The sequence below is a fragment of the Paraburkholderia sp. PAMB 6770 genome, from assembly GCF_057748135.1.
Map to the genome: position 1 here is coordinate 2,174,929 of NZ_CM173239.1, position 26,617 is coordinate 2,201,545.

Below are 26,617 nucleotides of genomic sequence, written 5' to 3' on the forward strand. Positions count from 1 at the left end.
ATGAGCGACGACACCCCGCCCGCCGGAGAGCGCGTTGCGCGCGGCACCGGAGCGCTCGATCCTTCGGTATGGAGGATCACGACGGTCGCGGTGCCGGGATCGTTGCTCGCGCTCGGCGCGACGCTCGTCCTCGCTTCGCTCGCCAGTCGTGGACTCGATCTCCGCGTGCTCGTGCCGGCACTGTTCATGCGCGGGATGGGGCAAGGGGCGGTCGGGCTCCCCGCGATGTCGGTCGCGTATGAGTCGATCGAGCCGCGCACGCTGCCGATGGCCGCCACCGCGCTGAACATTCTCCAGCGGCTCCGCGGACCGACGCTGACCACGATCTGCGCGGTCGCGCTGGGGTGGGCCCTCGACACGCACACGGGCCATCGCGACGTGAACGCATGGACCTGCGCATGTCTGCTGCTTGCGATGCTGCACGCACTTGCGCTCGTCGCCGCGGCTGCGCTACCGCGGCGCGTCGAAGCAAAAACATGAAAAACCCGCGAGCGTCCGATCGCCATCGATGAGTTCGACGCATAAGCAAATCCTAAGTTTGGCTACCTAACATAGCGAACAGGCGCTGTAAAAAACGTCGGACGCGCGATGAATTCATCGATATGGATTCGATTCATCGCACGCAACCGGCAGCGTGTCGCCGATGCCGGGCCGCCCACGCGGCAGCTTCGCGCATCCGGGACCGATGGCGCTTTTTTCTCGCTAACTGGAGGTATCCATCATGAAGTCGCTTATCTCATGCGTCGCGCTAGCGGTTGCTGTTCTCACCCCCGCCGTGTCGTTTGCGCAAACGGCCCAGACACCCAACACCCCCGTCACCCGGGCCGAAGTCCTGCATCAACTGGTCCAGCTCGAACAGGCCGGCTACCGGCCATCGGGCAAGGACAACAAGTACCCCGGCGACCTGCAGGCCGCCGAGGCACGCGTGGCGGCCGAGCAGGCCAATACGGCCGTCGGCGGTACGCAGGACGGCATGTCGCAGTCGGGACAGCCGGGCGCGTCGATCGGCGCTCCGCTCCCGTATGCACATCACTGACGCCAGCGCCACGCGGCCCTCGCCGCCAACCACACGAGTGCGGCGAGGCCGCCTGCCGCGAGGCCGACATGACGCGGCGTGAACAGCATCGGCGCACCGCTCGCACGCGCTTCACGGTCGAACCGCCCGTGTGCGCCTACGTCGCGCGAAACCGGGCGATACAGGTTGTCCGGGGTGTCCGGCGGCCGCACTTCGTCGGTCAGTTGCCCCCGGTAACCCGCGCGCGCGAGGTAGCGGTCCACCAGACCCGGCGCCACGAGGTCGGCGAGGATCGCGCGCGCCGTCGAGCCGCCCAGCCAAAGCGTGCGGCGCCGGTGTTCGGCGGCAAAACGTATTGCCCGCGCAGCGGCTTCGGGCTGGTACACCGGCGCGACCGGGCGGGCCCGCCGGCCGGTCCGGTTCGCCGACCAGTCGAACTGCGGCGTATTGATCGCCGGCAGGTCCACGAGCGATAGATGCACGCGCAACCGGTCGTGCAGAATCTCCGAGCGCACGGCATCCGTGAAGCCCCGGACCGCGAATTTGGCGCCGCAATAGGCAGACTGCAGCGGCACCGAACGGGACGCCAGCGCCGAACCCACGTTGACGATCGCGCCGCGATTGCGGCGGCGCATGCGCGACAGCGCGGCCATCGTCCCGTGCACCTGACCGAGGTAGGTGACCTGCGTCGCGCGTTCGAAATCCCGCGGCGCGATCGCGGAGAGCGGCGCAAAGACGGTGGCCATCGCCACATTGATCCACACGTCGATCGGACCCAGTTCGTTCTCGACACGCGTTGCCGCCGCATCGAGTGCTTCGGCATCGGCCACGTCGGCCGGCAGCGCCAGCGCGCGCACGCCGTAGGTGCGCTCCAGGTGCTCCGCCGCACGCGCGAGCCGCTCCGGGTCGCGGGAGATCAGCGCGAGGTCGTAGCCGGCGCGCGCAAACTCTTCCACGACCGCGCGGCCCACGCCCGCGCCTGCGCCTGTGACGACCACGATCCGGGTTGCTCTGTCGTTGTGCATGTCGAATGCCGCTCCCTGCCGGGCGGGATGCCCGGAACCGCTTCACGTCCCGCAAGCCGCGTTCCCGCCTGTCACGCGCGTTCGCGCGCTAGTTGGCCGGAATCGTGACGACCGGCGCCTTGGCGCTCGTGTCGCTCTCGGCGAGCGCCATCAGGTTCTGCAGGACCGTGAACGCATATTTCGAATCGAAATCGCTGCGATCCACCCAGTAGGCCGTACCGTCGTAGGCGATCGCCACGTATGGATCCGCGGCCGGCTTCGGGCCGGCGTGCACGATGATGGTCGGCCGCGTTTCGCCGCCGATCAGCCCCACGGTCGGCTTGGTCGCGCCGCTGCTGACCTGCGCGGCGGGCACCTGCACCTGCGCGCCGAGGTCCGTCAGGATGCCGAGCACCGAACGCGTCACCATCGGAATGTCATCGCCCTGCCCGGAAGACGGCCCATAAACGATCCGGTACGTGCGCGTATCCGACGCGAGATGCAGCAGCGCACGCACGCGCGCGAGATCCGCCGCGACATCGGGCGAGCGCGCGCTGTCCGCCGCGCCCAATGCGAGGTACACGCTGTTGCCGCCCTTGTCGCTGCGCGACTCCACGTCGAGTTCGCCCGCCAGCTGCAGGCGTCGCAGTACCCTCAGCAATTCGAAAAAGCCGGGGGCGCCCGCGCTGTTCTCGCCGCCGAGCGCGCTGCCGTTCTGCAAGCCGCCGATCGATTGCGCGGTCATGCGCAGCAGCAGATCGACCGGGATGCCCCCTTCGGCGAGCGGCAGCACCAGTTCCGGCGCAAGCGGCCGGATGTACGCGGACGCATAGGCCTCGCCGGTGGTGGGCGAGAACGTGAACGTCGGATGGTTGCCGTAGGACACGCCGCCGGTTGCCAGCGCGTAGTTTGGTTCGGATCCCGAACCAAGATTGCCTGTCGCCCCCGCGTTCGAATCGAACTGGTATGCGGCGATGATCGAGCTGACCGTCAGCGAGGCCGGCGCGTCGCCATAGCGCAGCCCGACGATCGTCGCGAGAATCTCGCGCTTTCTCGCGTCGCCGAGGGCGCGCGCATAGTCCACCTGATCGGCCCGCAGCCGCGGAGGGCCGATCTGTACACAGGCGGTGCCGACACATGCGGCAGAGAGGACAGCCAGAACCGTCGCTTTCGAAATCATCGTCGTCGAGGTAAATCAGCGTGATGAATCAGTCCGCGGCTGCCGGGCAATCGGCGCAGCGTAGGCTGCGCGCGATTGTTTCACCGGTTACGCGTCATCTTTACAACAGCGGTGACCTGCCTGTTGCGAGCCCGCCTTATTGGCCGTGCTCGTCGCGGCGCTCTTTCACGACCGGCGCGCGGTTATGGCCGCGCGATCCCGGCGGCGTGCCTCGCCCGTGCGAGCCGAGCGGCACTTCGGCGGTCTGCTCGGGATGCGGTCCGCCCTTTTGCGGCATGACGTCCGGCCGCGGCTCGGGCTGATCGAACGAGCCTGGCGCGCCGCGCGCGGGCTTGCGCGCGGGCTGCGCATCGGATGGCTGCTTATCGGACCGCTGCTTATCGGACCGCTGCTTATCGGATAGCTGCTTATCGGATAGCTGCGTATCGGACCGCTTCGTGTGCGTCTCGTCGCCCGAATCGGGCCCGTCGCCCCGTGCGAGGTCGCTCGATGCGGAGGACGGATCGTGTACGGCAGAAACCATTGCGCTCTCCCTGGATCGCGGACACGCTGGCGGCACGAAGCAGTATCGTGCCGCGGCGACGCGCGCGTGTTCATGCGGGTTCATCAATCGTATCGGTACGCGCGGCATCGCAGATCGCATGCCTGACACCTGCCCGACACCTGTCTGACACGTGCGATGGCCGCACACGTGGGCATGCGCGATGCTCAAGCCATGACGCGAGCCCGTGAAGCCGCCATACGCTAAACGACACGCCCCCGCTTTCGTCCACCGGAACCCGCATCATGCCGAGTCGCCCTCATGCATCCCCTCATGCCTCTACCTACGCATCGACGCGATGGATCCCGAAGCAGGCCGTTACGCGCGGGACGATCCCGAGGCCATCGCGCGTTCGCTCAAGGCCGTCTCGCTGCGCAGACGCCGGCACAAGGGCACGCCATCGCAGTCAGCGATGTCGATGCTGAATTTCTGCATCAACCGGACCGGCAGAAACCTGCCGAAGGCGCGCCGCTTGCTACGCCACAGCGTCTGCGCTGCAACTTGGCCCTGGAGTGCCCCGCGATGAACCGTTCCGCCATCCGTTCCGCTGCGACCCGCGTCGATGCGCATGCCTACACCGTCCCCACCGATCTGCCCGAGGCCGACGGGACGATCGCATGGCACGCGACGACGCTCGTGGTCGTCGAAATCGACGCGCTCGGCCAGACCGGGCTCGGCTACACGTACGCGCACGCCAGCGCGCTCGGCCTGATCGGCGGCGTGCTCGCCGACGAGGTGCGGCGCCACGACTGCTTCGACATCGGCCGGATCCGCCTGGCGATGCAGCGCGCAGTGCGCAATATCGGCCAGCCGGGTCTCGCCGCCTGCGCGATCTCGGCCGTCGACGCAGCGCTCTGGGATCTGAAGGCGAAGGCGCTCGATCTGCCGCTCACCATGCTGCTCGGCAGGCAGCGCGATAGCGTGCCCGTCTACGGCAGCGGCGGCTTCACGAGCTACGACGTCGACACGCTCACGCGGCAACTGCGCGGCTGGGTGGAACAGGACGGCTGCCGCTGGGTCAAGATGAAAGTGGGCGCGTCGCGCGGCGACGACCCTGCCCGCGTGGCGGCCGCACGGCGAGCGATCGGCGCCGCGGGCCTGTTCGTCGACGCCAACGGCGCCTGCTCGCTGCGCGAGGCGCAGCAGCTTGCCGCCGCGTTCGCGGCCGAGCGCGTCGAATGGTTCGAGGAGCCGCTCTCGTCGGACGACCGGCGCGGCCTCGCCGCGCTGCGCGCGACGCTGCCTGCGGGCATGACGCTCGCGGCCGGCGAATACGCGTACACGGCCGACGACCTGCGTGCGCTGCTGGACACCCATGCTGTCGATACGCTGCAGGCCGACGCGACACGATGTGGCGGCATCAGCGGATTTCTCGCGGCCGATGCGCTGTGCGAAGCCTGGCACATGCCGCTTTCGGCTCACTGCGCACCTGCGCTGCATCGGCATGTCGCCTGCGCGGCGCGACGGCTCGTGCATATCGAATGGTTTCACGATCACGCGCGGATCGAGGCGATGCTGTTCGACGGCGCGCCGCAGATCCACGACGGACAGATCGCCCCCGACCTCGCGCGCCCCGGCTGCGGCCTCGAACTGCGTCACGCGGACGCGAAGCGCTACGAGACGACATGACACCCTGTTCACTGCGGAGGGATCGACCATGACGCAAGCGACCCGGATCGTCGCGGGCCTGGCCAGCGTGGGCGCGGGCGCGGCGCTCGCGGCATTCGCCACGCGCCGGCTGCGCGACGCGGCCCATGCGCCCGACACCGGCAACCACATTGCCGCGGCCCGCGCGTTCAATCGCGGTTCCGCGCTGCTTGCGCTGTCCGTGCTGAGCGACAGCGCGATGGAGCACGACCGCGGGTCGTTCGACAATCCCGCCATGTATCTGCCGCTCGCGAGCGCCGCGGCCGCGCTCGGCGCCAGCCTGCACGGCAGCGCGGACCGCACCGCCACGTCGCACCGGCTCCGGCACGCAATCCAGCTCGGCGCCGCCGCAACCGGCGCGGCCGGCACCGCATTCCATCTGTACAACGTCACGAAGCGGCCCGGCGGCCTGAGCTGGCACAACCTGTTCTACGGCGCGCCGGCCGGCGCGCCTTTTGCGCTGCTGCTCGCCGGCGTGCTGGGCGCCGTTGCCGAGCAACTGCGCGACGAACCCGGGCGCGACCCGGTACTGTTCGGCATGCCCGCCGGCAAGGCGCTCGCGCTCGTTGCCGGCATTGGCCTCGCCGGCACGGCCGCCGAGGCCGCGCTGCTGCATTTTCGCGGCGCCTGGCAGCATCCGGCGATGTATGCGCCGGTCACGGTCGCACCGATCGGCGCCGCGCTGCTGATGCATTCGGCGTGCGCGCCACGCGCGCGTCGTGGACGCCTGCAAGGGCTCACGCGTCTGTGGCTGCGGCTGACAACCGCACTCGGCTTCGCGGGTGCAGGCTTCCATGCGAACGGGGTGATCCGCGCGCACGGCGGCTGGCGCAACCTGTCGCAGAATCTGTTCGCGGGACCGCCGTTGCCGGCGCCGCCCGCCTTCAGCGCACTCGCGCTCGCCGGCCTCGCCGCGCTGCGCCTGCGGGAGACCGAGCGATGAAGGCCGCGCGCTTCCCCGGCTACGACGTGCAGGCCAAACGCGACACGCCGTCGTGGGACGCCGTCACGCGCGAAGTGATCGACGCACGTCTCGTACTGCCCGACGCTCCCCGCTTTCTCGATGCCGCACGCTGGCGCACCCTTGTCGCGCTGTGCAATTGCATCATTCCACAGGACACCGAATCATCTGGAAACGTGACGGCGGCACAGGATGCGCAGGGCCCCGTCCGGATTCCACTGGCAGCGCTCGTCGATGCGAAGCTGCAGGACGATCGCCGCGACGGCTTCCGTGACAGCCGTCTGCCGCCGTTACGCGACGCGTGGCTGCGCGGGCTCGCCGCGCTCGACGCGGAAAGCGAGATCGACGCACAACGGCCGTTCGCGGACCTCGACGCGGTCTCGCAGCGCGCGCTCGTCGCACGCATGCAGCACGGCGCGCTGCACGCGGATGCCTGGCGCGGCATGCCGGCTGACGTATTCTTCGCCCAACGCGTGCTGCACGACCTCTGTGCGGCGTTCTATTCGCATCCCGCCGCCTGGAGCGCGCTCGGCTTCGGCGGGCCGGCCAATCCGCGCGGCTACGTGCGCCTGTACACCGGCCGCCGCGACCCATGGGAAAGTGTCGAGGCTGCGGACGACAGCGAGGCCGCGCAGCAGACGGCATCGCGCAGGAATGCCCATGTACGCTGATCATCCCGATACGCCGCGCGGCAAAGACGGCCGCGCCCCCGACGTGTTCCGCCGCGGCGGCTGGATGCCGATGCGCGAGTACGCGCTGGACGACCCCGTGGACTTCGCGATCGTCGGCACCGGCGCGGGCGGGGCGACGCTCGCATGCCGCCTCGCGGAAGCCGGCTTTCGGGTGGTGGCGTTCGACGCCGGCGCGTGGTGGCGTCCGCTCGAAGAGTTCGCATCGGACGAGACCCATCAGGCAAAGCTCTACTGGACCGACGAGCGCCTGTGCGACGGCGCCAACCCGCTGCAGTTAGGCAGCAACAACAGCGGCAAGGCCGTGGGCGGCAGCATGGTCCACTTCGCGATGGTGTCGCTGCGCTTTCGTCCCGAGTGGTTCAAGTCGCGCACGCTGCTGGGCTACGGCGCGGACTGGCCGCTCGACTGGCGCGAGATGTGGCGCTACTACACCGAGGTGGAGCGCGTGCTCGGCATCGCCGGGCCCGTGCACTACCCGTGGGGGCCGAAGCGGCCTCGCTATCCGTACCGCGCACATGAAGTCAACGGCGCCGGTCTCGTGCTCGCGCGCGGCGCCGAAGCGCTCGGCATACCGTGGTCGCCCACGCCGCTCGCAACGCTTTCCGCGCCGCGCGGCGATGCGCACCAGTGCGTCTACCGCGGCTTCTGCGTGACGGGCTGCTCGACCAACGCGAAGCAGAGCACGCTCGTCACGTGGATTCCGCGCGCCGTGCGCGCGGGCGCCGAGATTCGCGACCTGGCGATGGTCGGCCGCATCGAGACGGATACCGATGGCCGCGCGAGCGGCGTGCATTTTCATCGCGAGGGGCGCTGGCATTTCCAGCGCGCGCGCCACGTCGTGGTCGCCGGCTACGCGATCGAAACGCCGCGCCTGCTGCTGATGTCGGCGAACGCGCAGTTTCCGGACGGGCTCGCGAACCGCTCGGGACTCGTCGGCAAGCATCTGATGGTGCAGGCCAACCAGGCCGCATGGGGCACGCTCGACGAGGAAATCCGCTGGTACAAGGGGCCGCCTTCGCTCGCGCTCACCGAGCACTGGAACTATACCGAGCGCGGCAAGGACTTCTTCGGCGGCTACTGCTACATGAGCCAGGGGCCGCTGCCCGTCGTATGGGCCGGCACGCAGGCCGGGCGCGGCCTGTGGGGCGACGCGCTGGTGCGTGAAATGGCGAAATACAATCACCAGGCAGGACTGAAGATCGTCGGCGAGACGCTGCCCGACGAACGCAACCGCGTGACGCTCGCCGACGAAAAGGATGCGCTCGGGCTGCCGGTCGCACGCGTGACCTGGTCGATGGGCGACAACGACCGCCGGCTCGTGCGGCACGCGCTCGACTTCATGACGCGCGCGCTCGACGCGGCCGGCGCCCACGACATCTGGACCCAGGACGACGACACCTGCCACCTGAACGGCACCGCGCGCATGGGTTTCGATCCGCACACCAGCGTGGTGAACGCCGATTGCCGCAGCTGGGACATTCCCAACCTGTGGATCTGCGACGGCTCGGTGTTTCCGACCGTCGGCGGCGTGAATCCGTCGCTCACGATCCAGGCGATCGCCTGCCGCACGGCGGACCGCATCAAGGCGCTCGCCGCGCGCGGCGAGCTGTGAAACCGCGGCGGTGCGCGCCGGCGGAGCGCGTTCCGCCGGCGCGATGCGACATCACGACTTCTTGCCGGGCAGCACGCTCGCCACGACCTGGCGCGCCGTATTCGCGATCACCCCCTTCTCGGCCGGATCTCCCTCCATCAGCGTGCGCGCGAAGTGACGCGCCTGATCGAGCGTGACGTGCGGCGGCAGCGGCGGCACCTCGGGGTCCGTCTTGACCTCCAGCACGACCGGGCGCGACGCGGCCAGCGCTTCGTCCCATGCGTCACCGAGACGCTCCGCGTCGTCCACGTAGAGGCCCACGAGTCCGAGCAGCTCCGCAAAGCGGTGATACGGCACGTTCGGAATGCGTTGCGACGCTTCGAACTTCGGGTTGCCCTCCATCACGCGCTGCTCCCAGGTGACCTGATTCAGGTCTTCATTGTTGAGCACCACGCAGATCCAGCGATGATTGCGCCATTCCTTCCAGTACTTCGCGACGGTGATCAGCTCGGCCATGTTGTTCATCTGCATCGCGCCATCGCCGACCAGCGCGATCACCGGCCGCTCCGGATGCGTGAACTTCGCGGCAATCGCATACGGGACCGCGGCGCCCATCGACGCGAGACCGCCCGACAGCGAACACATCATGCCGCGCCGGATCTGCAGATCGCGCGCATACCAGTTCGCGCAAGACCCCGAGTCGCTCGTGACGATCACGTTATCGGGCAGGCGCGGCGAAAGCTCGGTGAAGATGCGCTGCGGGTTCACCGCGCCGCCGGTCTTCGCATGCGCGCGCTCGTCGAGCACGCGCTGCCAGCGGCCGGTCGCATGCACGATGCGATCGCGCCAGCTGCGTGCGTCTTTCTGCTCCAGCAGCGGCAGCAGCGCGCGCAGCGTCGCGGCGCTGTCGCCGACCAGGTTCACTTCCATCGGATACCGCAGACTCAGCATGCCGGCGTCGAGATCGATCTGCACGCCGCGCGCGGCGCCCTCCTTCGGCAGGAACTCCGAATACGGAAAGCCCGAGCCGACCATCAGCAGCGTGTCGCACGCCGACATCATCTCGTCGGTGGGTTTCGTGCCGAGCATGCCGATGGAGCCGGTCACCCACGGCAGATCGTCCGGCACCGCGGCCTTGCCGAGCAGCGCCTTCGCCACGCCCGCGCCGAGCCGCTCCGCCACGGCGATCACCTCGTCGGTCGCGTGCAGCGCACCCGCGCCGACCAGCATCGCCACGCGGTGGCCCGCGTTGAGCACCGCCGCCGCGCGTTCGAGGTCTTCGCGGCGCGGCACCACCTCGGGCGCGCTATAGCCTACCCCCGAGTGCGCGGTGCCATGCTTGCGGGCGGGCGGCGCATAGTCGAGTTCCTGCAGGTCGTTCGGCAGGATGAGCGCGGTAACGGTGCGGCGCGAGAGCGCGATGCGCACCGCGCGGTCGACCATGTGCCGCACCTGCGCGGGCACGCTCGCCTGCACCGCGAAGGCGCCCGCGACGTCCTTGAACATCGCGGCAAGATCGAGTTCCTGCTGATAATGCGCGCCGAGCGCCGCGCGCGCCTGCTGTCCGGCGATTGCGAGCACCGGCATGTGATCGAGCCGTGCATCGTAGAGGCCCGTGAGCAGATGCGCCGCGCCCGGCCCTGAGGTTGCGATGCACACGCCCAGTTCGCCGGTGAACTTCGCGTGCGCGCTGGCCATGAACGCGGCCATTTCCTCATGACGTGCCTGCACGAACGCGATCTTGTCGCCGCTGCGCTGCAGCGCGCCGAACATGCCGTTGATGCCGTCGCCAGGGTAGCCGTAGATGCGGCGCACCCCCCATTCATGCAAACGCTCGACGATGAAATCGCTCACTGAGTACGCCATGGCTTTCTCCCTCCGGGTTGGGTCATGCCGGCACGCAGCAAGCGGCGCACCTGTCCTGTCGCCTGCGCGGTCGAACAAAGGGCGAAACGTCCAGAACACCATGTGCAGTTTGCGCAGTGCCACTTCCGGCTTCTGCAACGACTCAGGGTCCGAACCGGATTCGAGTGCATGGGGCCGCGCACGTGCGTCGTCGGCGCGCGGCGCCGCCAGCAACGGGAATGGTGGCTGTACGGTCTGTGTCGTCGCCGGGGGCAGGAGTGCATCGTCTCGGCCGCCGGCGGAGGGCTTCGCTGTGCGCGCCCCATGTGAAAAACAAGTCGTCTCGGCACAACGCGCACACGCCATGCCCGGAACGGCGAAATACGCGTGTCGCAAAAGGCATGGCCATTGCTGCACGACAGGTGCCCATCGGGGCAAGGCGGCAGCCATGCCGCCGGCGCTGCGGTCTGCCGGGCCGCCGTCACCCACGTGAAGGAGAACAGCATGAACAGGACAGGCATTCCCCCCAATCCCGCGCTGACCGGCGGCCAGGGCGCGCGCATCGTCAGCCGCGGCCGCACGGCGGCCACCGGGCCCGGCCCGGAGGTGATGGCGGCCGGCACGCTCGACGGCGACAAGGTGTTCTGCACCGACGGCGAGGAAGTCGGCAAGGTGAAGGACATCATGCTCGATGTGCAAAGCGGTGTCATTGCGTATGTGGTGATGTCGAGCGGCGGCTTTCTCGGCATCGGCGACAAGTTGCTGGCGATTCCGTGGAGCGCGCTCACGCTCGATGCCGACCGCAAGTGCTTCCTGCTCGACCTGCCCGCCGAACGCGTGCGCAACGCACCAGGCTTCGACAAGGACCAGTGGCCGATGATGGCCGACCCGGCCTGGGCGACGACCCTGCACGAGTATTACGGGCTCGATCCGTACTGGGATGTCGACCCGCGCGATCCACATGCACGCGACGCGTTCGGTGCGGTCGATCGCGATCCTGATGCGCCGGAAGCCGGCGGAGTCAAGTTGTGACGCGCGGCGGATGAGCGTCCCCGCCGGGGCGTGGTCTCCACGTGACGCGTTTTCGCGGCCCCAGACGCCCCACCGGGTCGGTCGATCCGGCGGGGCGTTCCCGTTCCGATCCGGCGCCCCCGGGAAATGCAATGGCAGATTGGCGGCCACCCCATTTTCCGCTTTCGCTACCTGTGCATGATCATCGTTTTACATCGTATTCCTTAATATATATCCATCCCCTTACGGCCGCACATCATGGACAATGCATGGCAGCATCCGCAGCAATTCATGGCGGACATACGCGCTTGTTCCCTGTCTGGTCTGAAACATTCCACACACCGTTATCAGCGTCGGCGAGCGCTTTGTGCAGCATCGATGCGTGACCCGTTGCAAGCTTTACGGCTGGTTTGTAAAGCTTGCGTCGGTGACGCCGGCGCGCCTGTCTCGCGCGGGCACGCTTCGCTGCCGCTCGCTTCGGTCACCGCTCGCGTCGGGGCGAAGCGCTGACGCATGGCTGATGCGACGCGTCGCCAGCACATCGCGTAGCGTTCCTACGGATCCGCTTCACGGGCGTTGGGACACCCGCGACACCCGCGCGCATTGCGAAGGGCCGATCGATCTGGGCGCGTCGACCATGTGCCCCGGCGCGCGACACGCACGCGCCCCCCAGTCGGGCCGGCGCATGCGGATGCCTTGCCGCGATCCGAGGCATGGGTCTTGCGGCCCGACAGGAGCGGGCTGCGAGCGGCTCGCGCCAATGCAACCCTTACTTTGGGAGGAACCGACGATGAAAAGCTCGACGAAGGCCCTGATGGTTTCGGCACTGTTGATGGCGTTTGCCGGCGGTGCGTATGCACAAGCCGGCGGTGGCGGCGGAGCCGGCGCAGGCGGCAATAGCGCAGGCAATGGCGTGGGAGCGGGCGGCGGCAACATGATGCAGCCGGGCAACGCACCGGGCGGGGATCAGAGCGGCTATGGCAGCCCGGGGGGCACCACGACCGGCGGCGGACAAGGCACGGGCACGGGCGCCTCGCCCAACTCCGTGACACCGGGCGGCGTCTACCACACCAACCCCGGCACCAGCCCGGACAACGCGACGATGCCGCCGCAGCAGCCCACTACGCCGCAAAACGGCCATTGACGATGCCGGCCGGAACGCGACGCGGCGCACATCGCGCCGCGTCGGTCTCCCGGCTTCGCGGCCCGCGTGCGCGCGAGGCATTCCGTCAAGGTCGCGTGGTGTGCGGGTGTGCGCGATCTGCCGCTTCGCCGCCTCATACACCTGCTCGCGCATCGAGCGGAAGGCGTGTTCGGATTCCGTCAGCGGCACGGATGCGCCGGCCGGGCGGCGCACGCCCGGCGCAACGCGAAAGCGCTCACCCGCTAGACCAGGTCGAGCCGCGCGCCCATTTCGACCACGCGGTTCGGGGGCAAACCGAGGTGCGCGGTCGCATCCAGTTCGTTTTTGCGCAACCGGGTAAAGAGGCTCAACAGCATGTGCCGTAGCGGACGCTGCCTCGTGTGCACCGAGAACGACTCGCGCCCGAGGTAGAAGGTGGTGGTCATCCCGTCGTAGGCCGCACATCCCGCACACGGCAGGGCCTGTTCGAGCAGATGCGGCACATCCAGCGTTTCCAGATACCCGTAACGGCCCACGATGCGCACGAAGCCCTGCGCGAGGCGCTCCACCTTGAACCGCTCGGCAGGCGCCACGCGCGGAATTTCCTCGGTCAGCAACGTCAACAGCACGACCTGCTCGTGAAGTACCTGGTTGTGCTTGAGATGATGCAGCAACGTAACCGGCACCGAGTCGCCCGCCGCCATCAGAAACACCCCCGTGCCGCTCACACGGTGCGGGGGGGCGGCGGCAATGCTCGCGACGAATGCGCCCAGCGGCAAGCCGGAGTCCCGGCGCGCCTGCTGCAGCGCGCGCAGCCCGATGAGCCAGGACGTCGAGATCAGGAACGTGACTGCGCCGATGCTGAGCGGCAGCCAGCCGCCGTCGGTGAACTTCATTGCGTTCGCCCCGACGAATGCCAGGTCCACCACCATGAACACGCCGGCGACCAGCGCAATGCGCCACACCGGCCACTTCAGGCGCACGCGCGCAAACGCGGCGAACAGCATCGTGGTGATCGCCATCGTGGTCGACACCGCAATGCCGAACGCGGCGGCGAGGCTGTCCGACGTGCGGAACCCGAGCACCACCGCAATGGTGCCGGCCATCAGCACCCAGTTCAGGCCCGGCAGATAAATCTGCCCGGCCGTGCTCGACGACGTGTGCCTGACCGTCACGCGCGGCGACAGCCCGAGCTGCGCCGCCTGACGGGTCAGCGAAAATACCGCCGAGATCAGCGCCTGCGATGCGACGATGGTCGCAAGCGTGGCCAGCACCACCATCGGATACAGGCCCCATGAAGGCACGGTCGTATAGAACGGGCGGCCGGCCGCGCTCGCATCGCGCAGCAGCAAGGCGCCTTGCCCGAGGTAGTTCGTCGCGAGCGCCGGCAACGCCATGCCGTACCAGGCGAGGCGAATCGGTCGCGCGCCGAAGTGCCCCATATCGGCATACAGCGCCTCGCCGCCGGTGAGGCACAGCACCACGGCGCCCAGCGCGACAAAGCCCTTGAAGCCGTTATGGAGGAAGAACGTGACGCCGTTGAGCGGATTGAACGCGGCGAGGATCGCCGGCGTGCGCGCGAGCGACACCACGCCCAGCACGAAAATCGCCGCGAACCAGACCGCGAGGATCGGGCCGAATGCGACGCCGACGCGGCCGGACCCCAGCGGCTGGACCGCGAACAGCGCCACGAGGATCACGACGGTGATCGGCACCGTGTAATGCGCGAAGGCGGGCGTCGCCACCTCGACCCCCTCGATTGCGCTCAGCACCGAGATCGCCGGCGTAATGACACCGTCGCCATACAGCATGGCCGTGCCGAATATCGCCATGAACACCCAGCGCAGCGCGCCGGGCCGGGTCACGCGCCCGGTCCGCTCCCCGACCAGCAGCGCCAGCAGGGCAAGCAGGCCGCCTTCGCCGTGGTTGTCGGCCTGCATCAGCACCAGCACATACTTGATGCTCACCATCAGGATCAGCGACCACAGGAACAGCGAGACGATACCCGTGACATTGGCGGGCGTCGGCGCCACCCCGAGCGCGCCGCCGAAAGACGCCTGCAAGGCGTAGAGCGGGCTGGTTCCCAGATCGCCGAAAACGATGCCGAGCGCGGTCAGCGCAAGCGCTATCGTTCCACCGGTGCTGCCTGACGCTTGCGATGCGCGCACAAGGTTCATGGAAAGGGTCGAGCGTCGTGTGAAGCCGGCGAAAGCCTGATCCGGCGTTGCGTTGACTGGCGTGGGCCCATTTTCATACGGGGGACGAAAACGATCAAAACGGTCGGCCGGCTTTGTTTCCTCAGACGGTAGCGCTCGCGTGCACCTCGCTTCGACGCACCGCTTCCATGCGGCAATGCGGTCAACGCAACATGCAGCGGTCGATGCGTCGCCGCGGCAGGGCGGGAGATCGCCTGCAGACGATGGCCCGCGCGAGGCGCGCCGCGAACGCCGCCATGTTACCCGATGCGGCGGTGCGGCGGCACGCGCACGCCCGCGTAGCGCGTGAAGCGTGGCGGAGCGCCCGCACCGCCTGCATGACCGCCGCCTGCGTGACGTGACGTGGCCGCGACGTCCGTGCTGCACTGCGTGCCGAGCCGTGATGGAGAGGCGCATTGCCGGCTTCACGCGCGCGTCGTGGCCCGTGCGTGGTACGCATTCGGCCGGAAGAGGCGAAGCGGCACAAGGAGGCGTCGTCGCACAGGGCACCGTTTGCGTGACACGTGCACCACGCCGAAGCGACCGCATGCCCCTTTTACGCCCTTTTCCGCCCCTCGTCGCGTCGCCGCCACCCGCTCGCGCGCAGCCGCCCATGGCTGTCTGACGCGCTTCGCCTCATTCAGGACAGCGTCCGCTGCGTCCAGCGCCAATCGCCTGCACGACACGGACAGCGGCGCCACTCCGGCGTAGAAATCGCTTGATACGCACCGACCCACCGCCATGCGCGTTCGTCGACGCGCAATCGATCCCAGGAGAAGTGTCATGAAACAGGCAGAGGCTTACACGCTCAGCATTGGCGTGCTCGCAGTCGTCGATACGTGGCTGACCGCCACGGTCTTTCCGGTCCCGGTCTGGGTCACGTTTATCGCCTGGGCATCGTTTTTCGTGCTCGGCGGCGGAACGACAGGACTCCTGAAGAGTGTCGCTTCCAATCTGACCGGTCTCGCGATCAGCGCGCTGACCTTGCTCGCGATCGCGACGACCCGTGACACACCGTTCGTCATCGCAATCTGCGTCGGTCTGGGCAGCGCGGCAATGGTGCAGGCCGCGAAGATCAAGCTGCTCGACGTCCTGCCGGCGATCGTCTGGGGCTTCGCGTCGACAGTCGGGACGACCGTCGCAAGCGGCAAGCCGGTTACCACGGCGGGGCTGTCCAACCCGGCGCTCGTCGCGGCTGCCGCGCTCGTGACGGGCGCCGTGTTCGGCTTCGCATCCGAGCGGCTCGGCAACGCGCTGACATTCAGGCGCGAAGCCCGCCTCAACTAGCGCTGCGACACGCGGCGGGGTGCCCCATGAACTTGCCGGACAGCGGAATTCTGTCCGCATCGATCCGTTCGGACAATTCCGGCCATCCCCGCGTGCGGTTCCTGACAATGTCGGCACGCCATGCGCCAGTGCCGATTCTGGCCGGGAAAAGCCGCTATCTTGTTGATATATCAGCACTGCCCGACGTAAGACGGAGACACGATATGCGTATCAGGAAGATCCCCACCACGGTCGTCACCGGCTTTCTTGGCGCCGGCAAAACGACGCTCGTCAATCACATCCTGGACCACACACGGCCGATGCCGATCGGTGTCGTCGTCAACGAATTCGGCGAGGTCGGCATCGACGGACAGCTGATCGTCGCGGACGAGCAGGCGGTGATCGAGATCAACAACGGCTGTGTGTGCTGCACGGTTCGCAGCGACCTCGTGACGAGCGTGCTGCACCTGTTCGCGCGTCACGGCGACAGGCTTGAGCGGCTGATCGTCGAGACCTCCGGCCTCGCGGACCCGGCCCCCGTGCTGCAGACGTTTCTTGCCGACCCCGACGTGCGCGAGCGCGTCGAACTGGAGGCGGTGATCGCGGTCGTCGATGCACGGCATGCGCCCGGCCAGTTGCATGACGAGATTGCTCGCGAGCAGATCGTGTTCGCCGATCGCATCGTGATCAACAAGACCGACCTCGTTGCACCGCCCGATCTCGCCGCGCTCACGTCGGCGCTGCGCGCGCTCAATCCCGCCGCGATGCTCGACTTCGTCACGCGCTCGGCCGTCGCGATCGACACGCTGCTCGGCCGGCGCAGTTTCTCGATCGACAACCTGCTGACAGTCGAGCCCGGCCTGCTCACCGAAGGCGAACACAACCATGCGCATGACACGAGCATCGTGTCCCGCGCGTTCGCCATTCCCGGCGCCCTCGACGCAGACCGCTTCAGCCGCTGGGCGAACCAGCTCGTGCAGTCGCAGGGCGCGACGCTGCTGAGGATGAAGGGCGTGCTGAACATCCGCGGCGAAGCGCGGCGCCTGCATTTTCACAGCGTGCACATGCTGATGGAAACCTGCTTCGGCAAGCCATGGAAACAGGACGAGCCGCGCGAAAGCCGCTTCGTCGTGATCGGCCGGGCACTCGACGAGGCCGCGCTTCGCTCGGGCCTGCACCAGTGCGTGGCCGACGTCCCGCCCGCGCCATCGGGTCGCGTCGCGCGCGAGGCCATGCCCGCCCTCCCCGGCTAGCCCGGACAACGCAACGCATCGGCGGCCCCGCGCCGACGCCCACGCCGCACCCTGTGTGCGTCATCGCCCCCTTTACTACCCATTCGGAGCACACCGTGAAATTACAGCATCATCTGGGCGGGATCGAGAACCTCGGTCCCGTCAATCTCGACACGCGCGTTTTCGCCGAACCGTGGGAGCAGCGCATCTTCGGCATCCACACCACGATGATGGCCGAGAGCGCGCATCTCGCCGCGGCACGACACGCGTATCCGGTCGAGGCGCTGCCGACCTGCTTCACCAGCAACTGGACATGGGCGTCGCTGCGCACCGGCGCGGAGGACATGCAGCCATTCGAATACTTCAAGTACCGCTACTACGAGAAGTGGCTCGGCGGGATCGCGCAGTTCTTCGTCGACGCGGGTTACATCGACCAGGAAGCACTCGCGCAGAAAAGCGCGTTTTATCGCGCCCATCCGGACGCCGCATTGCCGGACCGGCCGGTTCCGCTGCTCGCCGCCCAGATCGATGCGTATCTGCGGCAAGGCGATTCCGGCTATCACGCGCCCGATCGCGCGCCGCGCTTCGCGAGGGGCGACAAGGTACGGATCGCCGACCCGGCGGCGGTCGATCACACGCGCCTGCCTGGCTACCTGCGCAACAAGACCGGCACCGTGGACCTCGTCTATCCGGGGCGATTCTCGTACTTCGTCTCGACCGGGGTCGACGGTATCGGCGAACCCATGCCCGTCTACCGGATCGCGTTCGACACCGCCGACATCTGGGGGCCGGGCAAGAGCGAACCGGATACCGTGCTTTACGCAGACCTGTACGAAGCCTACGTCGAGGCCGTCAACCCGCAATCAGGACAATGACATGAGCGAAATCTTTGGTTTTCCACAAGACCGCGAAGCAGACAATGCCGCAAAAGTCCGTGCACTGGAAGCGCTGCTGATCGAAAAGGGAGTGATCGGCAGCGATTCGGTCGACACCGTGCTGCGCCATTTCGAAACCGTCGCGGGTCCGTTCAACGGCGCGAAGATCGTGGCGCGCGCGTGGGTCGATCCGCAGTACAAACAGCGTCTCGTCGCCGATACGCCGCGCGCGATCGCCGAGCTCGACCTGCCCACCGGCATGGCGGGCGCGGAAGGCGAGCATATGGCGGCCGTCGCGAACGACGACCAGGTGCACAACCTGATCATCTGCACGCTGTGCTCGTGCTATCCGTGGCCGGTGCTCGGGCTGCCGCCGTACTGGTACAAGGACCCGGTGTTCCGTGCACGGGGTGTGCGCGAGCCGCGCGCGGTGCTGCGCGAGTTCGGCGTCATGGTCCCGGATACGAAAACGGTGAAGGTATGGGACAGCAGCGCGCAGATCCGCTGGTTCGTGATCCCCGAGCGCCCGGCCGGCACCGGGGGCATGAGCGAGGCAGCGCTCGCCGCGCTGGTTACGCCGGAATCGATGATGGGCGTCGCGCTCGTCGCGCCGCCGCAGCGCTAGGAGCAGGCGATGTTCACGCGATTCGAGGAATACGCAACCGCATCGATGCTCGGCGAGCCGGACTCGCCGCCGCGCATCGACGGCAAGCTGCTCTTCACCGACCGCTGGGAACGCGACGTGTTCGGACTCGCGCTGTCGCTCTCGAAGGCCGGCTGCTTCGAATGGGAGGCGTTCCGGCAATCGCTGATCGCGTCGATCGCGCGCTGGGAAACGCGCGACTGCGCGCAGCAGCCGCGCTGGGACTACTACGCGCGCTTTCTCGACGCACTGACGAGCGTGATCGAGTCGAGCGGCACGCTCTCCCGCGCCGAACTCCAATGCGTGCTGTCCGTCCGCGGGCGCACAACATCCAACGCTACGCACTGCCAGGAAAACCCGTCATGACGCCCCTGACCTCGGTCCTCGCCGGAACCGCATACCCCGTCGCTTCATCGCACAGGAAGATCGTCGCGATGTATCTGGCGCTTGCGCTCATCAACCTGATCGTGTGGGTGTGGGCGTATTTCGCCATACACGCGTCGCCGATGCTGATCGGCACCGCGTTTCTCGCATACAGCTTCGGGCTGCGCCACGCGGTGGACGCTGACCATATCGCCGCCATCGACAATGTCACCCGCAAGCTGATGAACGACGGCAAACGCCCGGTGTCGGTCGGGTTCTTCTTCGCACTGGGCCACTCGCTGACGGTGGTCGTCGGCGCGGTCGTCGTCGCGATGGCGACCCAGGCGCTCGTTCACCACTTCGACGCGTTCCGGGAAACGGGGGCGATGATCGGCACCGTGGTGTCGGCCGTGTTCCTGCTTGCCATCGGCGCGCTCAACGTCGTGCTGCTGGCCGACCTGATCCGCGCGTTCCGCAGAATGCGCCGTGGACACGAGCTGCCGGCCGCCGGTTCCAGCCTGCTGCAATTCGAAGGCAACCTGCTGGCGCGCCTGTTCAGGCCGCTGTTCCGGCTCGTCAGTTCGAGCTGGCTGATGTTCCCGCTCGGCATCCTGTTCGGGCTCGGCTTCGAAACCGCCACCGAGGTCGCCTTGCTCGGCACGTCGGCATCGCAAGCCTCAGCGGGCTTTTCGATGGGAACGATCCTCGCCTTTCCATGCCTGTTCGCCGCCGGCATGCTGACGGTCGACACCACCGACGGCATCCTGATGCTCGGCGCCTACGGCTGGGCGTTCGTGAAGCCGCTGCGCAAGCTCTACTACAACGTGACGATCACGCTGATCTCGACGCTCGTCGCGCTGCTCATTGGCGGCATCGAGGTACTCGGCATCGCAAGCCAGACGCTCAGCCTGTCCGGGCGATTCTGGCACGCCGTCGATACGGTGAACGAGAACTTCGGCCTGCTCGGCTACGCGATCATCGGCATTTTTATTGCTGGTTGGATCGGCTCCGCATTGCTCTATAAAATCAACGGATACGACCGCGACGCCGCCACGGCCTGACCCGCGGCGCGCGCGGCCGTCCTGGCCGGCGCGCAGCCGGCGCACGCCTTTCGCAGGTGACCTCGATGAAGCGTATCAAGATCGGCATGGTGGTGTTTCCCGGCTTCCAGCTACTCGACATAGCGGGCCCGCGCGACGCGTTCGCGGAGGTCCGCGTGCTGAGCGGGGGGGAATGCGACTACGAGATGCTCACGGTCGGCACGACGCGCGGCACCGTACAGTCGTCGAGCGGGCTCACAGTGACGCCGGAGCGCACGATCTTCGACATCTGCCCCGAATTCGACACGATCATCGTGCCCGGCGGGCTCGGCATCTTCGATACGTTCGACGACCCGGCGCTCAGCGAATGGCTGCGCCAGCACGCCCGGCGCGCGCGGCGCGTCTGCGCGATCTGCAACGGCCTGTTCGCGCTCGGCCCCGCCGGCCTGCTGGACAATCGCGTGGTCACGACGCACTGGATGGACGTGCCGCGGCTGTCGGCGACCTTCCCGAAGGCGCGCATCGAACCCGATCACATCTACGTGCAGGACGGCCGCGTCTACACGACAGCCGGCGTGACCGCGGGCATCGACCTGTCGCTCGCGCTGATCGAGGAGGACTTCGGCAAGGGGATGGCGCTCGACGTCGCGAAGTATCTGATCGTTTATCTGCGCCGCGCCGGAGGCCAGTCGCAGTTCAGCCCACTGCTCGAATCGCAGGCCGCGCCGGGGTCGCAGACGAGTGTGCTGCAGCAGTACATGCTCGACCATCTGCAGGTCGATCACACGGTGGCGTCGCTCGCCGCGCGCGTGCACATGAGCGCCCGCAATCTCGCGCGCACGTTCATCAGGGAATGCGGCATCACGCCGATCGCGTTCTTGAGCAATGCGCGCATCGACGCCGCGCGGCGCTACCTGGAAGGCACGGATCTTTCGCTGCGCGAGATCGCGAAGCGCTGCGGATTCGAGCATACGGATGCGCTGCGGCGCGTGTTCGCGCGCCGGTTGCAGATCAATCCGGCCGAGTATCGGGAACGCTTTCGCAGTGGACCGGACGCCCAGGGTGAGCAACCGGCCCGCACGCGTGCCGGCCCTGCGCGGAAATCGCCTGCGCGATCGTCCCCGCGCGACACGCCGAACGAAGCCTCGACTGCGCGCGATGCCCGGTAGCGTTCTCGCCCCACGCGGCCGCAGCGCCCGCCCTACCACTCGGCGATGCCCACGTCGTAGTCCTCGTCATAGAACGCGACCAGAAACTCCTCGGGCATCAGCCACGAATCGACGCTCACAGTCTGCGCGCCCAGATCGATATCGACTTTCGCGTCGGCATCCACGGACTTCATCGCGTGCTCGATCGTCGAACGATCGTCGGCGCGAATTTCGGTTTTCATCGAGAACTTCACTTTTCATTCCTCCAGTCAATCACGTGCGAACAACCGCGTCCGCATCGGGCATCAATCCGCCCGCGACGGGACGCGGCCCGCGGACCCGCGCGGCGCGCCGATCCAGTGGATCGCCGACGCCACGATGCCGAGCGCGACACCGAACGTGACGATGCCCGTCCAGCCGAAGCGGCTCATCAGCCAGCCGCTGACGGTCGCGCCCACGGCGCCGCCGAAGAACGTCGCCGTCATGTAGAGACTATTGATGCGCCCTTGCGCTTTCGGATCGACCGCGAACGCGCGCGTCTGATTGGACACGAGGCCCGATTGCACGCCGATATCGAGCACGATCACGCCGGCAACCAGCAGCGTCAGCGACGTCGCCGCGCCCGAGAGAAGCAGGTAGGCGAGCGTCACGATGCCGATGCTCGCGCCGATCACCTTGCGGAACCCGATCCGGTCCGTCGCATGGCCGCCGAGCGACGCCGCAAACGCTCCGGCTGCGCCGATGATCCCGAAGCCGCCCGCCCACGCGCTGCCCAGATGCCACGGCCCGCTCGCCAGAAGCGCGGCGAGATTGACCCAGAACGCGTTGAAACAGGCCCACAGCAACGCCTGGATGATCATCGACTCGCGGATCGGACGGTTGTCCCGCGCGAGCGGCCACAGCGAGGCGAGCAGGCGCCCGTAGGAGAGGTTCGTCGAGGGCACCCCTTTCGGCAAAAGCACGGCGGCGGCGATCCAGACCGGCACCATGAACGCGGCTTCCGCGCCGTACACGGTGCGCCAGCCATACGCGGCGCCGATCACGCCCGCGATCGTGCGGCCGGCGAGGATGCCGACCATGATGCCGCTCACCACCGTGCCGACGTTGCGGCCTCGCTCGCCCGGCAACGACATGACGGCCGCAAAGGGCACCAGCTGTTGCGGGACGCAGCTCACGATGCCGAGCCCGAACGACGCCGCCACGAGCGTCCCGATGCCCGGCGCGAGCGCGGCGGCCGCGGCGAGCGCGCACGCGAGCGCGATCTGCGCGAGGACGAGCGTGCGCCGGTCGAAGCGGTCGCCGAGCGGCAACAGCAACGCGAGCCCGGTCGAGAAGCCGAGCAGCGCCGCCGCGGCGACCAGGTCGACCATCGTCACGCTGATCCGCAGCCCCGCCGCGATCAGCGGCAGGATCGGCTGCGTGCAATAGATGTTGGTGATCACCGCGCCGGCGACGACCGCCATCATGATGATCTTGCCGCGCGACGCCACAGCGGGCGCGGCGGGACTTCCGGGGGAGTGGGGCAAGTCGCGCAAGACAACCTCCTGATTCGTTGAATTCCGCCGGTGTTCGTGGCGGCATGCCGCAAACCCGGATTGACGTTCGAACGTTACGCGCTTGCATTTGCAAAGAGAATCCCTCACGATCGGGATTCATCCTTCCATTATTCGAGAGTATCGATGAACCGGCTCGAAGCGATGTCCATTCTCGTTGCCGTCGCCGAGGCGGGCAGCCTCTCGGCGGCTGCGCGCCGGCTGGACATGCCGCTCGCGACGGTCAGCCGCAAGGTGGGGGAACTGGAAGCGCACCTGAAGACGCGCCTGCTGCACCGCACGACGCGCACGCTTGCATTGACGGAGGCCGGAAGCTCGTATGTGGCCGCCTGCCGGCGCATTCTCGAAGAAATCGATGAAGCGGAGCGCGCCGCCACGGGCGAATACGCGGCCCCCAGGGGCGAGCTGGTGGTCACCGCGCCGATCGCGTTTGGCCGCTTGCACGTGGTGCCGGCGATTGCGGCATTTCTCGCGCAGTACCCGGAGATCGACATCAATCTGCTGCTGACCGACCGCGTGGTGCATCTGATGGACGAACACGCGGACGTCGCGATCCGCATCGGCGAGCTGCCCGACAGCACGCTGGTGGCGAAGCGGGTCGGCGCGGTGCGCCGGGTCATCTGCGCGAGCCCCGCGTATCTCGCGACGCATGGCGAGCCCACGCGGCCTGCGGATCTCGCCGGCCATGCGTGCATCAGCTTCGAGGCCCTGGCATCCATGCGCGCGTGGTCGTTCGGGTCCGGCAAGTCCGAAGAGTCCGTGCCGGTTCGTTCGCGGCTTGCCGTCAATACGGCGGACGCGGCGATCGAAGCCGCGATCCTCGGCGCGGGGCTGATCCGCGTGCTGTCCTACCAGGTGGCGGACGCCGTCCGCGCCGGCGCGCTGCGGATCGTGCTCGACGCGTTTGAAGCAGCGCCGCTGCCCGTCCATGTCGTGCATGCGGGACAGGCGCCGCTCCCGTTGAAGCTGCGCGCATTCCTCGACTTCGCGACGCCGCGCCTGCGCGCGCGTATCGGGTGAGCGCGGCGAGCAGATAGCCGAACTCGTAGCCGGCGACCATGATGCCCGATGCGAGCGGACGCATCTTCGCGGGCACCGTCTCCATCAGCGGCGCGACCGACGCGGTCCATTCACCGTCGAAGCCGACGCCGAACAGCACGCGCATCACCATGAACGACGCGTGGCTCCAGGCGAGGCCGCTCAGACCGGCCGAGCACGAGAACCACAACACCGCCGCCATAAACACAATCCCGCGGCCAAACCGGTCGGCGGCGGAACCCCAGCCAATCGTGCCCGCGACCTTTGCGAAGCTGGTTGCGGTCACAACGAACGCCATCGCGGGCAAGCCCACGTCTTGCCCAGATACGGAATCAGGAACAGCAGAATGGTGAAGTCGAATGCGTCGAGCCCCCATCCGGCCGTCGCCGCGAACACGATGCACCAGCTGTCGCGCAGCGCCTGAAAGTGCACGCTCACGGGGCTTTCCACTGCGAAATCGTTCCTGTCGCGTCTCCTCCTTGCTCGTGATGGGCAGCGTTTCAGGTCGCTTCGCGCACGTCCGCGAAATCGCGCGCGAGCTTGCGCGCCGCGTTCGCGAACATCAGGATGTCCACGCCGGTCGCGACAAACGTGCAGCCGAGTTCAAGGTAATGACGCGCGAGCGCCGGGTCTGACGTGAGCGTGCCTGCCGCCTTGCCCGACGCGACGATCGTGCGTATCGCGCCATCGATCGCCTGCTGTACCTCGGGATGCGTGGCCTTGCCGCGATAGCCCATTGAAGCCGCCAGATCCGCCGGGCCGATGAACACGCCATCGATGCCCTCCACCGCGCAGATCGCTTCGAGATGGGTCAATGCCGTCGTCGTCTCGGCCTGCACGAGAAGACATATTTCGCTGTCCGAAACATCGAGGTAGTCGGCTCGCAAGCTCCAGCGCGACGCGCGGCCCACGGCGCTGCCCACGCCACGCATGCCGTGCGGCGGATAGCTTACGGCTGCGACGAGCGCGCGTGCTTCGTCGGCGCTGTCGACCATCGGCACGAGCAGACTGCGCGCGCCGATATCGAGCAACCGCTTGAGCACCGCGGGGTCGCCGTTCACGGGACGCACCACGGGCTCGCCCGCATACGGGCTCACGGCCTGCAATTGCGCGAGGATCGTGCGCAGGTCATTGGGCGCATGCTCGCTGTCGATAAGCAGCCAGTCGAAGCCGGCCGTCGCGCTCACTTCGGCGAGGTACGGGTCGGCCATCGAAAGCCAGAAGCCGACCTGCTTCCTGCGTGCGGCAAGCGCCGACTTGAACGGATTAAGCGCTGAGATCTGCTTGCTCATGAATATGCGTCTCCTGCGAAGCGTCGCCGCATTGAAGGGGTTCCACCTTCCCGAGGAGGAACAGATAGTTGACGATCGCAATGCCGATCAACGCCGACGAAAACAGCAGCGCGGGCACGAACGAACCGGTCGCTCCGACGATCGCGCCCGTGACGATCGGGCCGACCACGCCGCCGAGATTCGACACCGTGTTTTGCAGGCCCGCGACCCTCGACACGGCATTGGGCGGCGCAACGTCGCCGGGCAGCGCCCAGACCTGCGAAGCCGCGACCGTGGTGCCCGACTTCGCGATGCAAAGCAGCAACACCGCCAGGAGCGCCGAATGCGCGTATGCCGCGAGTCCGATGCTCGACGCCATCACGAGTCCGATCACGAGAAAGAGCTTGCGGGTGGCGGTGAGCGAGAGCTTGCCGCTCGCGAACACGCGATCCGAGGCCCAGCCCGCGAAAATCTCGACGACGATCGACGCGAGCAGCGGTAGCGAAGCGATCCAGCCCATCTGCAGCATGCTCATGCCGCGCGCCTTCATCAGATAGGTGGGCAGCCACGTGATGAAAAAGTACGAGTTGTAATTGATCATGAAAAAGCCGATGCACATCGCCCATACATTGCGATGCGCAAGGAGCTTGCGCCATTGCGTACGCATGGGGCGCCGCGCCTGGTGTGCGGCCCGGCCGCTTTCGATATGCGCGAGCTCCGCCGCGTTCACGCGCCGGTGCATCGCCGGCGAATCGGTGAAGCTCGATTGCCACACGGCGAACCACGCGAGGCCGAGCAGGCCCGTGAGCGCGAAGGTCATCCTCCAGTCGAACGCGGCGAGCATCCATGCGATCAGCGGCAATGCGATCGCGCCGCCCAGCTTCGAGCCGCTATCGAAAATGCCCGCGACGGTCGCGCGTTCCTTGTGCGGAAACCAGCGCGCGGCAATGCCGGCGTTGCTCGGGTACGCGCCCGCTTCGCCCACGCCCAGCGCCACGCGCACGCCGACGAGCGAGCGAAAGCCGCTCGCGAGGCCCGTCATCGCCGTCGCGGCCGACCACCAGAGCACCGCCAGACCCAGCACCTTCTTCTGGCCAAGGCGATCGGCGAGCCAACCGGCCGGCAACTGCAGCAGCGCGTACGACCAGAAGAACGCCGACATGACGATGCCCATCTGTATCGCGTCGAGGTGAAACGCCGACTGGATTTTCGGCGCGGCGGCCGAAAGCACCGTGCGATCGATGTAATTGATCGCGATCGCGGCCCACATGAGGCCCGCAACCCACCAGCGCATCTTCGAGCGGCCTTGCCGCTGAGCAGATCGCAACATCCATCGTCTCCTTGCCTGTTTTAGCTATGTCGATGCGGCGCGCGACGCCGCGC

The 26,617-nt window shown here is 67.7% G+C and carries 27 protein-coding genes and 1 pseudogene; 17 read left to right on the top strand and 11 right to left on the bottom strand.

All coding sequences use genetic code 11. The annotated features are described in order from the left end of the window. Entirely contained in the window at window positions 1–480 is a 480-nt protein-coding gene (locus AC3AP7_RS27065) for a hypothetical protein (protein WP_487363367.1), read from the top strand. A 241-nt stretch (window positions 481–721) separates the two neighbouring features. Continuing rightward, window positions 722–1,036, top strand: coding sequence for a DUF4148 domain-containing protein (locus tag AC3AP7_RS27070; RefSeq protein WP_487363368.1), 315 nt, complete (start codon window positions 722–724; stop codon window positions 1,034–1,036). On the opposite strand, the gene AC3AP7_RS27075 is transcribed toward AC3AP7_RS27070, so the two are convergent. The 3 genes from AC3AP7_RS27075 to AC3AP7_RS27085 form a co-directional block, all read right to left on the bottom strand. Beyond that, window positions 1,030–2,040, bottom strand: coding sequence for an SDR family oxidoreductase (locus AC3AP7_RS27075; protein WP_487363369.1), 1,011 nt, complete (start codon window positions 2,038–2,040; stop codon window positions 1,030–1,032). The two genes, AC3AP7_RS27070 and AC3AP7_RS27075, sit on opposite strands and share 7 nt — an antisense overlap. 88 nt (window positions 2,041–2,128) lie before the next feature. Next, the gene (locus AC3AP7_RS27080) at window positions 2,129–3,199 is read right to left on the bottom strand and encodes a hypothetical protein (protein ID WP_487363370.1); all 1,071 of its coding nucleotides are present in this window, start codon (window positions 3,197–3,199) and stop codon (window positions 2,129–2,131) included. 136 nt (window positions 3,200–3,335) lie between these two features. Next, on the bottom strand, window positions 3,336–3,842 hold the full coding sequence (locus AC3AP7_RS27085) for a hypothetical protein (RefSeq protein WP_488324835.1): 507 nt from the start codon (window positions 3,840–3,842) through the stop codon (window positions 3,336–3,338). A gap of 85 nt (window positions 3,843–3,927) precedes the next feature. Between AC3AP7_RS27085 and AC3AP7_RS27090 the strand changes: the two genes are divergently transcribed. Genes AC3AP7_RS27090 through AC3AP7_RS27110 form a run of 5 tightly spaced genes read left to right on the top strand, consistent with a single transcriptional unit; the run spans window position 3,928 to window position 8,652 of the window. Beyond that, window positions 3,928–4,266, top strand: coding sequence for a DUF3175 domain-containing protein (locus AC3AP7_RS27090; RefSeq protein ID WP_487363372.1), 339 nt, complete (start codon window positions 3,928–3,930; stop codon window positions 4,264–4,266). Further along, on the top strand, window positions 4,263–5,369 hold the full coding sequence (locus AC3AP7_RS27095; protein WP_487363373.1) for an enolase C-terminal domain-like protein: 1,107 nt from the start codon (window positions 4,263–4,265) through the stop codon (window positions 5,367–5,369). The genes AC3AP7_RS27090 and AC3AP7_RS27095 overlap by 4 nt, the downstream gene beginning before the upstream one ends. Before the next feature lie 28 nt (window positions 5,370–5,397). Continuing rightward, entirely contained in the window at window positions 5,398–6,330 is a 933-nt protein-coding gene (locus tag AC3AP7_RS27100; protein WP_487363374.1) for a hypothetical protein, read from the top strand. Beyond that, window positions 6,327–7,019 carry a gluconate 2-dehydrogenase subunit 3 family protein gene (locus tag AC3AP7_RS27105; RefSeq protein WP_487363375.1) on the top strand — a complete coding sequence of 231 codons (693 nt, stop codon included), beginning with the start codon at window positions 6,327–6,329 and terminating at the stop codon, window positions 7,017–7,019. Before AC3AP7_RS27100 ends, AC3AP7_RS27105 begins: the two co-directional genes overlap by 4 nt. Beyond that, a complete protein-coding gene (locus tag AC3AP7_RS27110) occupies window positions 7,009–8,652 on the top strand; it encodes a GMC family oxidoreductase (RefSeq protein WP_487363376.1) in 1,644 nt (547 codons plus the stop codon). The genes AC3AP7_RS27105 and AC3AP7_RS27110 overlap by 11 nt, the downstream gene beginning before the upstream one ends. 51 nt (window positions 8,653–8,703) lie before the next feature. On the opposite strand, the gene AC3AP7_RS27115 is transcribed toward AC3AP7_RS27110, so the two are convergent. Next, window positions 8,704–10,497: a thiamine pyrophosphate-requiring protein gene (locus AC3AP7_RS27115; RefSeq protein WP_487363377.1), complete on the bottom strand. Its 1,794-nt coding sequence runs from the start codon at window positions 10,495–10,497 to the stop codon at window positions 8,704–8,706. Between the two features lie 483 nt (window positions 10,498–10,980). On the opposite strand from AC3AP7_RS27115, the gene AC3AP7_RS27120 reads away from it, so the two are divergent. Both AC3AP7_RS27120 and AC3AP7_RS27125 read left to right on the top strand, forming a co-directional pair. Next, complete coding sequence (locus tag AC3AP7_RS27120; protein WP_487363378.1) at window positions 10,981–11,508, top strand: PRC-barrel domain-containing protein; 528 nt, start codon at window positions 10,981–10,983, stop codon at window positions 11,506–11,508. Window positions 11,509–12,277: 769 nt separating this feature from the next. Continuing rightward, complete coding sequence (locus AC3AP7_RS27125) at window positions 12,278–12,631, top strand: hypothetical protein (protein ID WP_487363379.1); 354 nt, start codon at window positions 12,278–12,280, stop codon at window positions 12,629–12,631. 242 nt (window positions 12,632–12,873) lie between these two features. On the opposite strand, the gene AC3AP7_RS27130 is transcribed toward AC3AP7_RS27125, so the two are convergent. Then, window positions 12,874–14,787 (bottom strand): potassium transporter Kup, encoded by a 1,914-nt coding sequence (locus AC3AP7_RS27130; protein WP_487363380.1) that lies wholly within the window; start codon window positions 14,785–14,787, stop codon window positions 12,874–12,876. Window positions 14,788–15,588: 801 nt separating this feature from the next. Between AC3AP7_RS27130 and AC3AP7_RS27135 the strand changes: the two genes are divergently transcribed. The 7 genes from AC3AP7_RS27135 to AC3AP7_RS27165 all read left to right on the top strand — a co-directional run bounded on the left by AC3AP7_RS27135 (window position 15,589) and on the right by AC3AP7_RS27165 (window position 21,393). Next, a complete protein-coding gene (locus AC3AP7_RS27135) occupies window positions 15,589–16,092 on the top strand; it encodes a DUF1097 domain-containing protein (protein WP_487363381.1) in 504 nt (167 codons plus the stop codon). A 26-nt stretch (window positions 16,093–16,118) separates the two neighbouring features. After that, entirely contained in the window at window positions 16,119–17,324 is a 1,206-nt protein-coding gene (locus AC3AP7_RS27140) for a CobW family GTP-binding protein (protein ID WP_487363382.1), read from the top strand. 95 nt (window positions 17,325–17,419) lie between these two features. Next, entirely contained in the window at window positions 17,420–18,178 is a 759-nt protein-coding gene (gene nthB, locus AC3AP7_RS27145) for a nitrile hydratase subunit beta (protein ID WP_487363383.1), read from the top strand. A gap of 1 nt (window position 18,179) precedes the next feature. Beyond that, window positions 18,180–18,803 carry a nitrile hydratase subunit alpha gene (gene nthA, locus AC3AP7_RS27150; protein ID WP_487363384.1) on the top strand — a complete coding sequence of 208 codons (624 nt, stop codon included), beginning with the start codon at window positions 18,180–18,182 and terminating at the stop codon, window positions 18,801–18,803. A gap of 9 nt (window positions 18,804–18,812) precedes the next feature. Beyond that, on the top strand, window positions 18,813–19,187 hold the full coding sequence (locus AC3AP7_RS27155; RefSeq protein WP_487363385.1) for a nitrile hydratase accessory protein: 375 nt from the start codon (window positions 18,813–18,815) through the stop codon (window positions 19,185–19,187). Further along, complete coding sequence (locus tag AC3AP7_RS27160) at window positions 19,184–20,245, top strand: HoxN/HupN/NixA family nickel/cobalt transporter (protein WP_487363386.1); 1,062 nt, start codon at window positions 19,184–19,186, stop codon at window positions 20,243–20,245. The genes AC3AP7_RS27155 and AC3AP7_RS27160 overlap by 4 nt, the downstream gene beginning before the upstream one ends. 65 nt (window positions 20,246–20,310) lie before the next feature. Beyond that, a complete protein-coding gene (locus tag AC3AP7_RS27165) occupies window positions 20,311–21,393 on the top strand; it encodes a GlxA family transcriptional regulator (protein ID WP_487363387.1) in 1,083 nt (360 codons plus the stop codon). A 32-nt stretch (window positions 21,394–21,425) separates the two neighbouring features. On the opposite strand, the gene AC3AP7_RS27170 is transcribed toward AC3AP7_RS27165, so the two are convergent. Both AC3AP7_RS27170 and AC3AP7_RS27175 read right to left on the bottom strand, forming a co-directional pair. Next, window positions 21,426–21,626 carry a copper chaperone gene (locus tag AC3AP7_RS27170; protein ID WP_487363388.1) on the bottom strand — a complete coding sequence of 67 codons (201 nt, stop codon included), beginning with the start codon at window positions 21,624–21,626 and terminating at the stop codon, window positions 21,426–21,428. A gap of 51 nt (window positions 21,627–21,677) precedes the next feature. Further along, window positions 21,678–22,907: an MFS transporter gene (locus AC3AP7_RS27175; RefSeq protein WP_487363389.1), complete on the bottom strand. Its 1,230-nt coding sequence runs from the start codon at window positions 22,905–22,907 to the stop codon at window positions 21,678–21,680. 144 nt (window positions 22,908–23,051) lie between these two features. Between AC3AP7_RS27175 and AC3AP7_RS27180 the strand changes: the two genes are divergently transcribed. Continuing rightward, on the top strand, window positions 23,052–23,945 hold the full coding sequence (locus AC3AP7_RS27180; protein ID WP_487363390.1) for a LysR family transcriptional regulator: 894 nt from the start codon (window positions 23,052–23,054) through the stop codon (window positions 23,943–23,945). 43 nt (window positions 23,946–23,988) lie between these two features. Here the strand turns inward: AC3AP7_RS27180 and AC3AP7_RS27185 are convergent. From AC3AP7_RS27185 to AC3AP7_RS27200, 4 genes and pseudogenes are all read right to left on the bottom strand, one after another. Next, window positions 23,989–24,261, bottom strand: a pseudogene (locus tag AC3AP7_RS27185) (MFS transporter); the annotation flags it as partial. Continuing rightward, window positions 24,246–24,401, bottom strand: a complete 156-nt coding sequence (locus tag AC3AP7_RS27190) for a hypothetical protein (RefSeq protein WP_488324836.1) — start codon at window positions 24,399–24,401, stop codon at window positions 24,246–24,248. The pseudogene AC3AP7_RS27185 and the gene AC3AP7_RS27190, both read right to left, overlap by 16 nt. 62 nt (window positions 24,402–24,463) lie before the next feature. Then, window positions 24,464–25,255 (bottom strand): aldolase/citrate lyase family protein, encoded by a 792-nt coding sequence (locus AC3AP7_RS27195; RefSeq protein ID WP_487363392.1) that lies wholly within the window; start codon window positions 25,253–25,255, stop codon window positions 24,464–24,466. Next, on the bottom strand, window positions 25,230–26,564 hold the full coding sequence (locus AC3AP7_RS27200; RefSeq protein WP_487363393.1) for an MFS transporter: 1,335 nt from the start codon (window positions 26,562–26,564) through the stop codon (window positions 25,230–25,232). Before AC3AP7_RS27200 ends, AC3AP7_RS27195 begins: the two co-directional genes overlap by 26 nt. Between the last annotated feature and the right edge of the window lie 53 nt (window positions 26,565–26,617).

What these genes read in the sequence shown, in the direction of transcription:
- AC3AP7_RS27065 (WP_487363367.1), top strand. Translation starts at nt 1, where the DNA reads ATGAGCGACGACACCCCGCCCGCCGGAGAGCGCGTTGCGCGCGGCACC.
- AC3AP7_RS27095 (WP_487363373.1), top strand. Translation starts at nt 4,263, where the DNA reads ATGAACCGTTCCGCCATCCGTTCCGCTGCGACCCGCGTCGATGCGCAT.
- AC3AP7_RS27085 (WP_488324835.1), bottom strand. Translation starts at nt 3,842, where the DNA reads ATGCGATCTGCGATGCCGCGCGTACCGATACGATTGATGAACCCGCAT.
- nthA (WP_487363384.1), top strand. Translation starts at nt 18,180, where the DNA reads ATGAGCGAAATCTTTGGTTTTCCACAAGACCGCGAAGCAGACAATGCC.
- AC3AP7_RS27195 (WP_487363392.1), bottom strand. Translation starts at nt 25,255, where the DNA reads ATGAGCAAGCAGATCTCAGCGCTTAATCCGTTCAAGTCGGCGCTTGCC.
- AC3AP7_RS27080 (WP_487363370.1), bottom strand. Translation starts at nt 3,199, where the DNA reads ATGATTTCGAAAGCGACGGTTCTGGCTGTCCTCTCTGCCGCATGTGTC.
- AC3AP7_RS27100 (WP_487363374.1), top strand. Translation starts at nt 5,398, where the DNA reads ATGACGCAAGCGACCCGGATCGTCGCGGGCCTGGCCAGCGTGGGCGCG.
- AC3AP7_RS27155 (WP_487363385.1), top strand. Translation starts at nt 18,813, where the DNA reads ATGTTCACGCGATTCGAGGAATACGCAACCGCATCGATGCTCGGCGAG.
- AC3AP7_RS27105 (WP_487363375.1), top strand. Translation starts at nt 6,327, where the DNA reads ATGAAGGCCGCGCGCTTCCCCGGCTACGACGTGCAGGCCAAACGCGAC.
- AC3AP7_RS27200 (WP_487363393.1), bottom strand. Translation starts at nt 26,564, where the DNA reads ATGTTGCGATCTGCTCAGCGGCAAGGCCGCTCGAAGATGCGCTGGTGG.
- AC3AP7_RS27180 (WP_487363390.1), top strand. Translation starts at nt 23,052, where the DNA reads ATGAACCGGCTCGAAGCGATGTCCATTCTCGTTGCCGTCGCCGAGGCG.
- AC3AP7_RS27140 (WP_487363382.1), top strand. Translation starts at nt 16,119, where the DNA reads ATGAACTTGCCGGACAGCGGAATTCTGTCCGCATCGATCCGTTCGGAC.
- AC3AP7_RS27120 (WP_487363378.1), top strand. Translation starts at nt 10,981, where the DNA reads ATGAACAGGACAGGCATTCCCCCCAATCCCGCGCTGACCGGCGGCCAG.
- AC3AP7_RS27115 (WP_487363377.1), bottom strand. Translation starts at nt 10,497, where the DNA reads ATGGCGTACTCAGTGAGCGATTTCATCGTCGAGCGTTTGCATGAATGG.
- AC3AP7_RS27110 (WP_487363376.1), top strand. Translation starts at nt 7,009, where the DNA reads ATGTACGCTGATCATCCCGATACGCCGCGCGGCAAAGACGGCCGCGCC.
- AC3AP7_RS27070 (WP_487363368.1), top strand. Translation starts at nt 722, where the DNA reads ATGAAGTCGCTTATCTCATGCGTCGCGCTAGCGGTTGCTGTTCTCACC.
- AC3AP7_RS27130 (WP_487363380.1), bottom strand. Translation starts at nt 14,787, where the DNA reads ATGAACCTTGTGCGCGCATCGCAAGCGTCAGGCAGCACCGGTGGAACG.
- AC3AP7_RS27075 (WP_487363369.1), bottom strand. Translation starts at nt 2,040, where the DNA reads ATGCACAACGACAGAGCAACCCGGATCGTGGTCGTCACAGGCGCAGGC.
- AC3AP7_RS27135 (WP_487363381.1), top strand. Translation starts at nt 15,589, where the DNA reads ATGAAACAGGCAGAGGCTTACACGCTCAGCATTGGCGTGCTCGCAGTC.
- AC3AP7_RS27165 (WP_487363387.1), top strand. Translation starts at nt 20,311, where the DNA reads ATGAAGCGTATCAAGATCGGCATGGTGGTGTTTCCCGGCTTCCAGCTA.
- AC3AP7_RS27160 (WP_487363386.1), top strand. Translation starts at nt 19,184, where the DNA reads ATGACGCCCCTGACCTCGGTCCTCGCCGGAACCGCATACCCCGTCGCT.
- AC3AP7_RS27125 (WP_487363379.1), top strand. Translation starts at nt 12,278, where the DNA reads ATGAAAAGCTCGACGAAGGCCCTGATGGTTTCGGCACTGTTGATGGCG.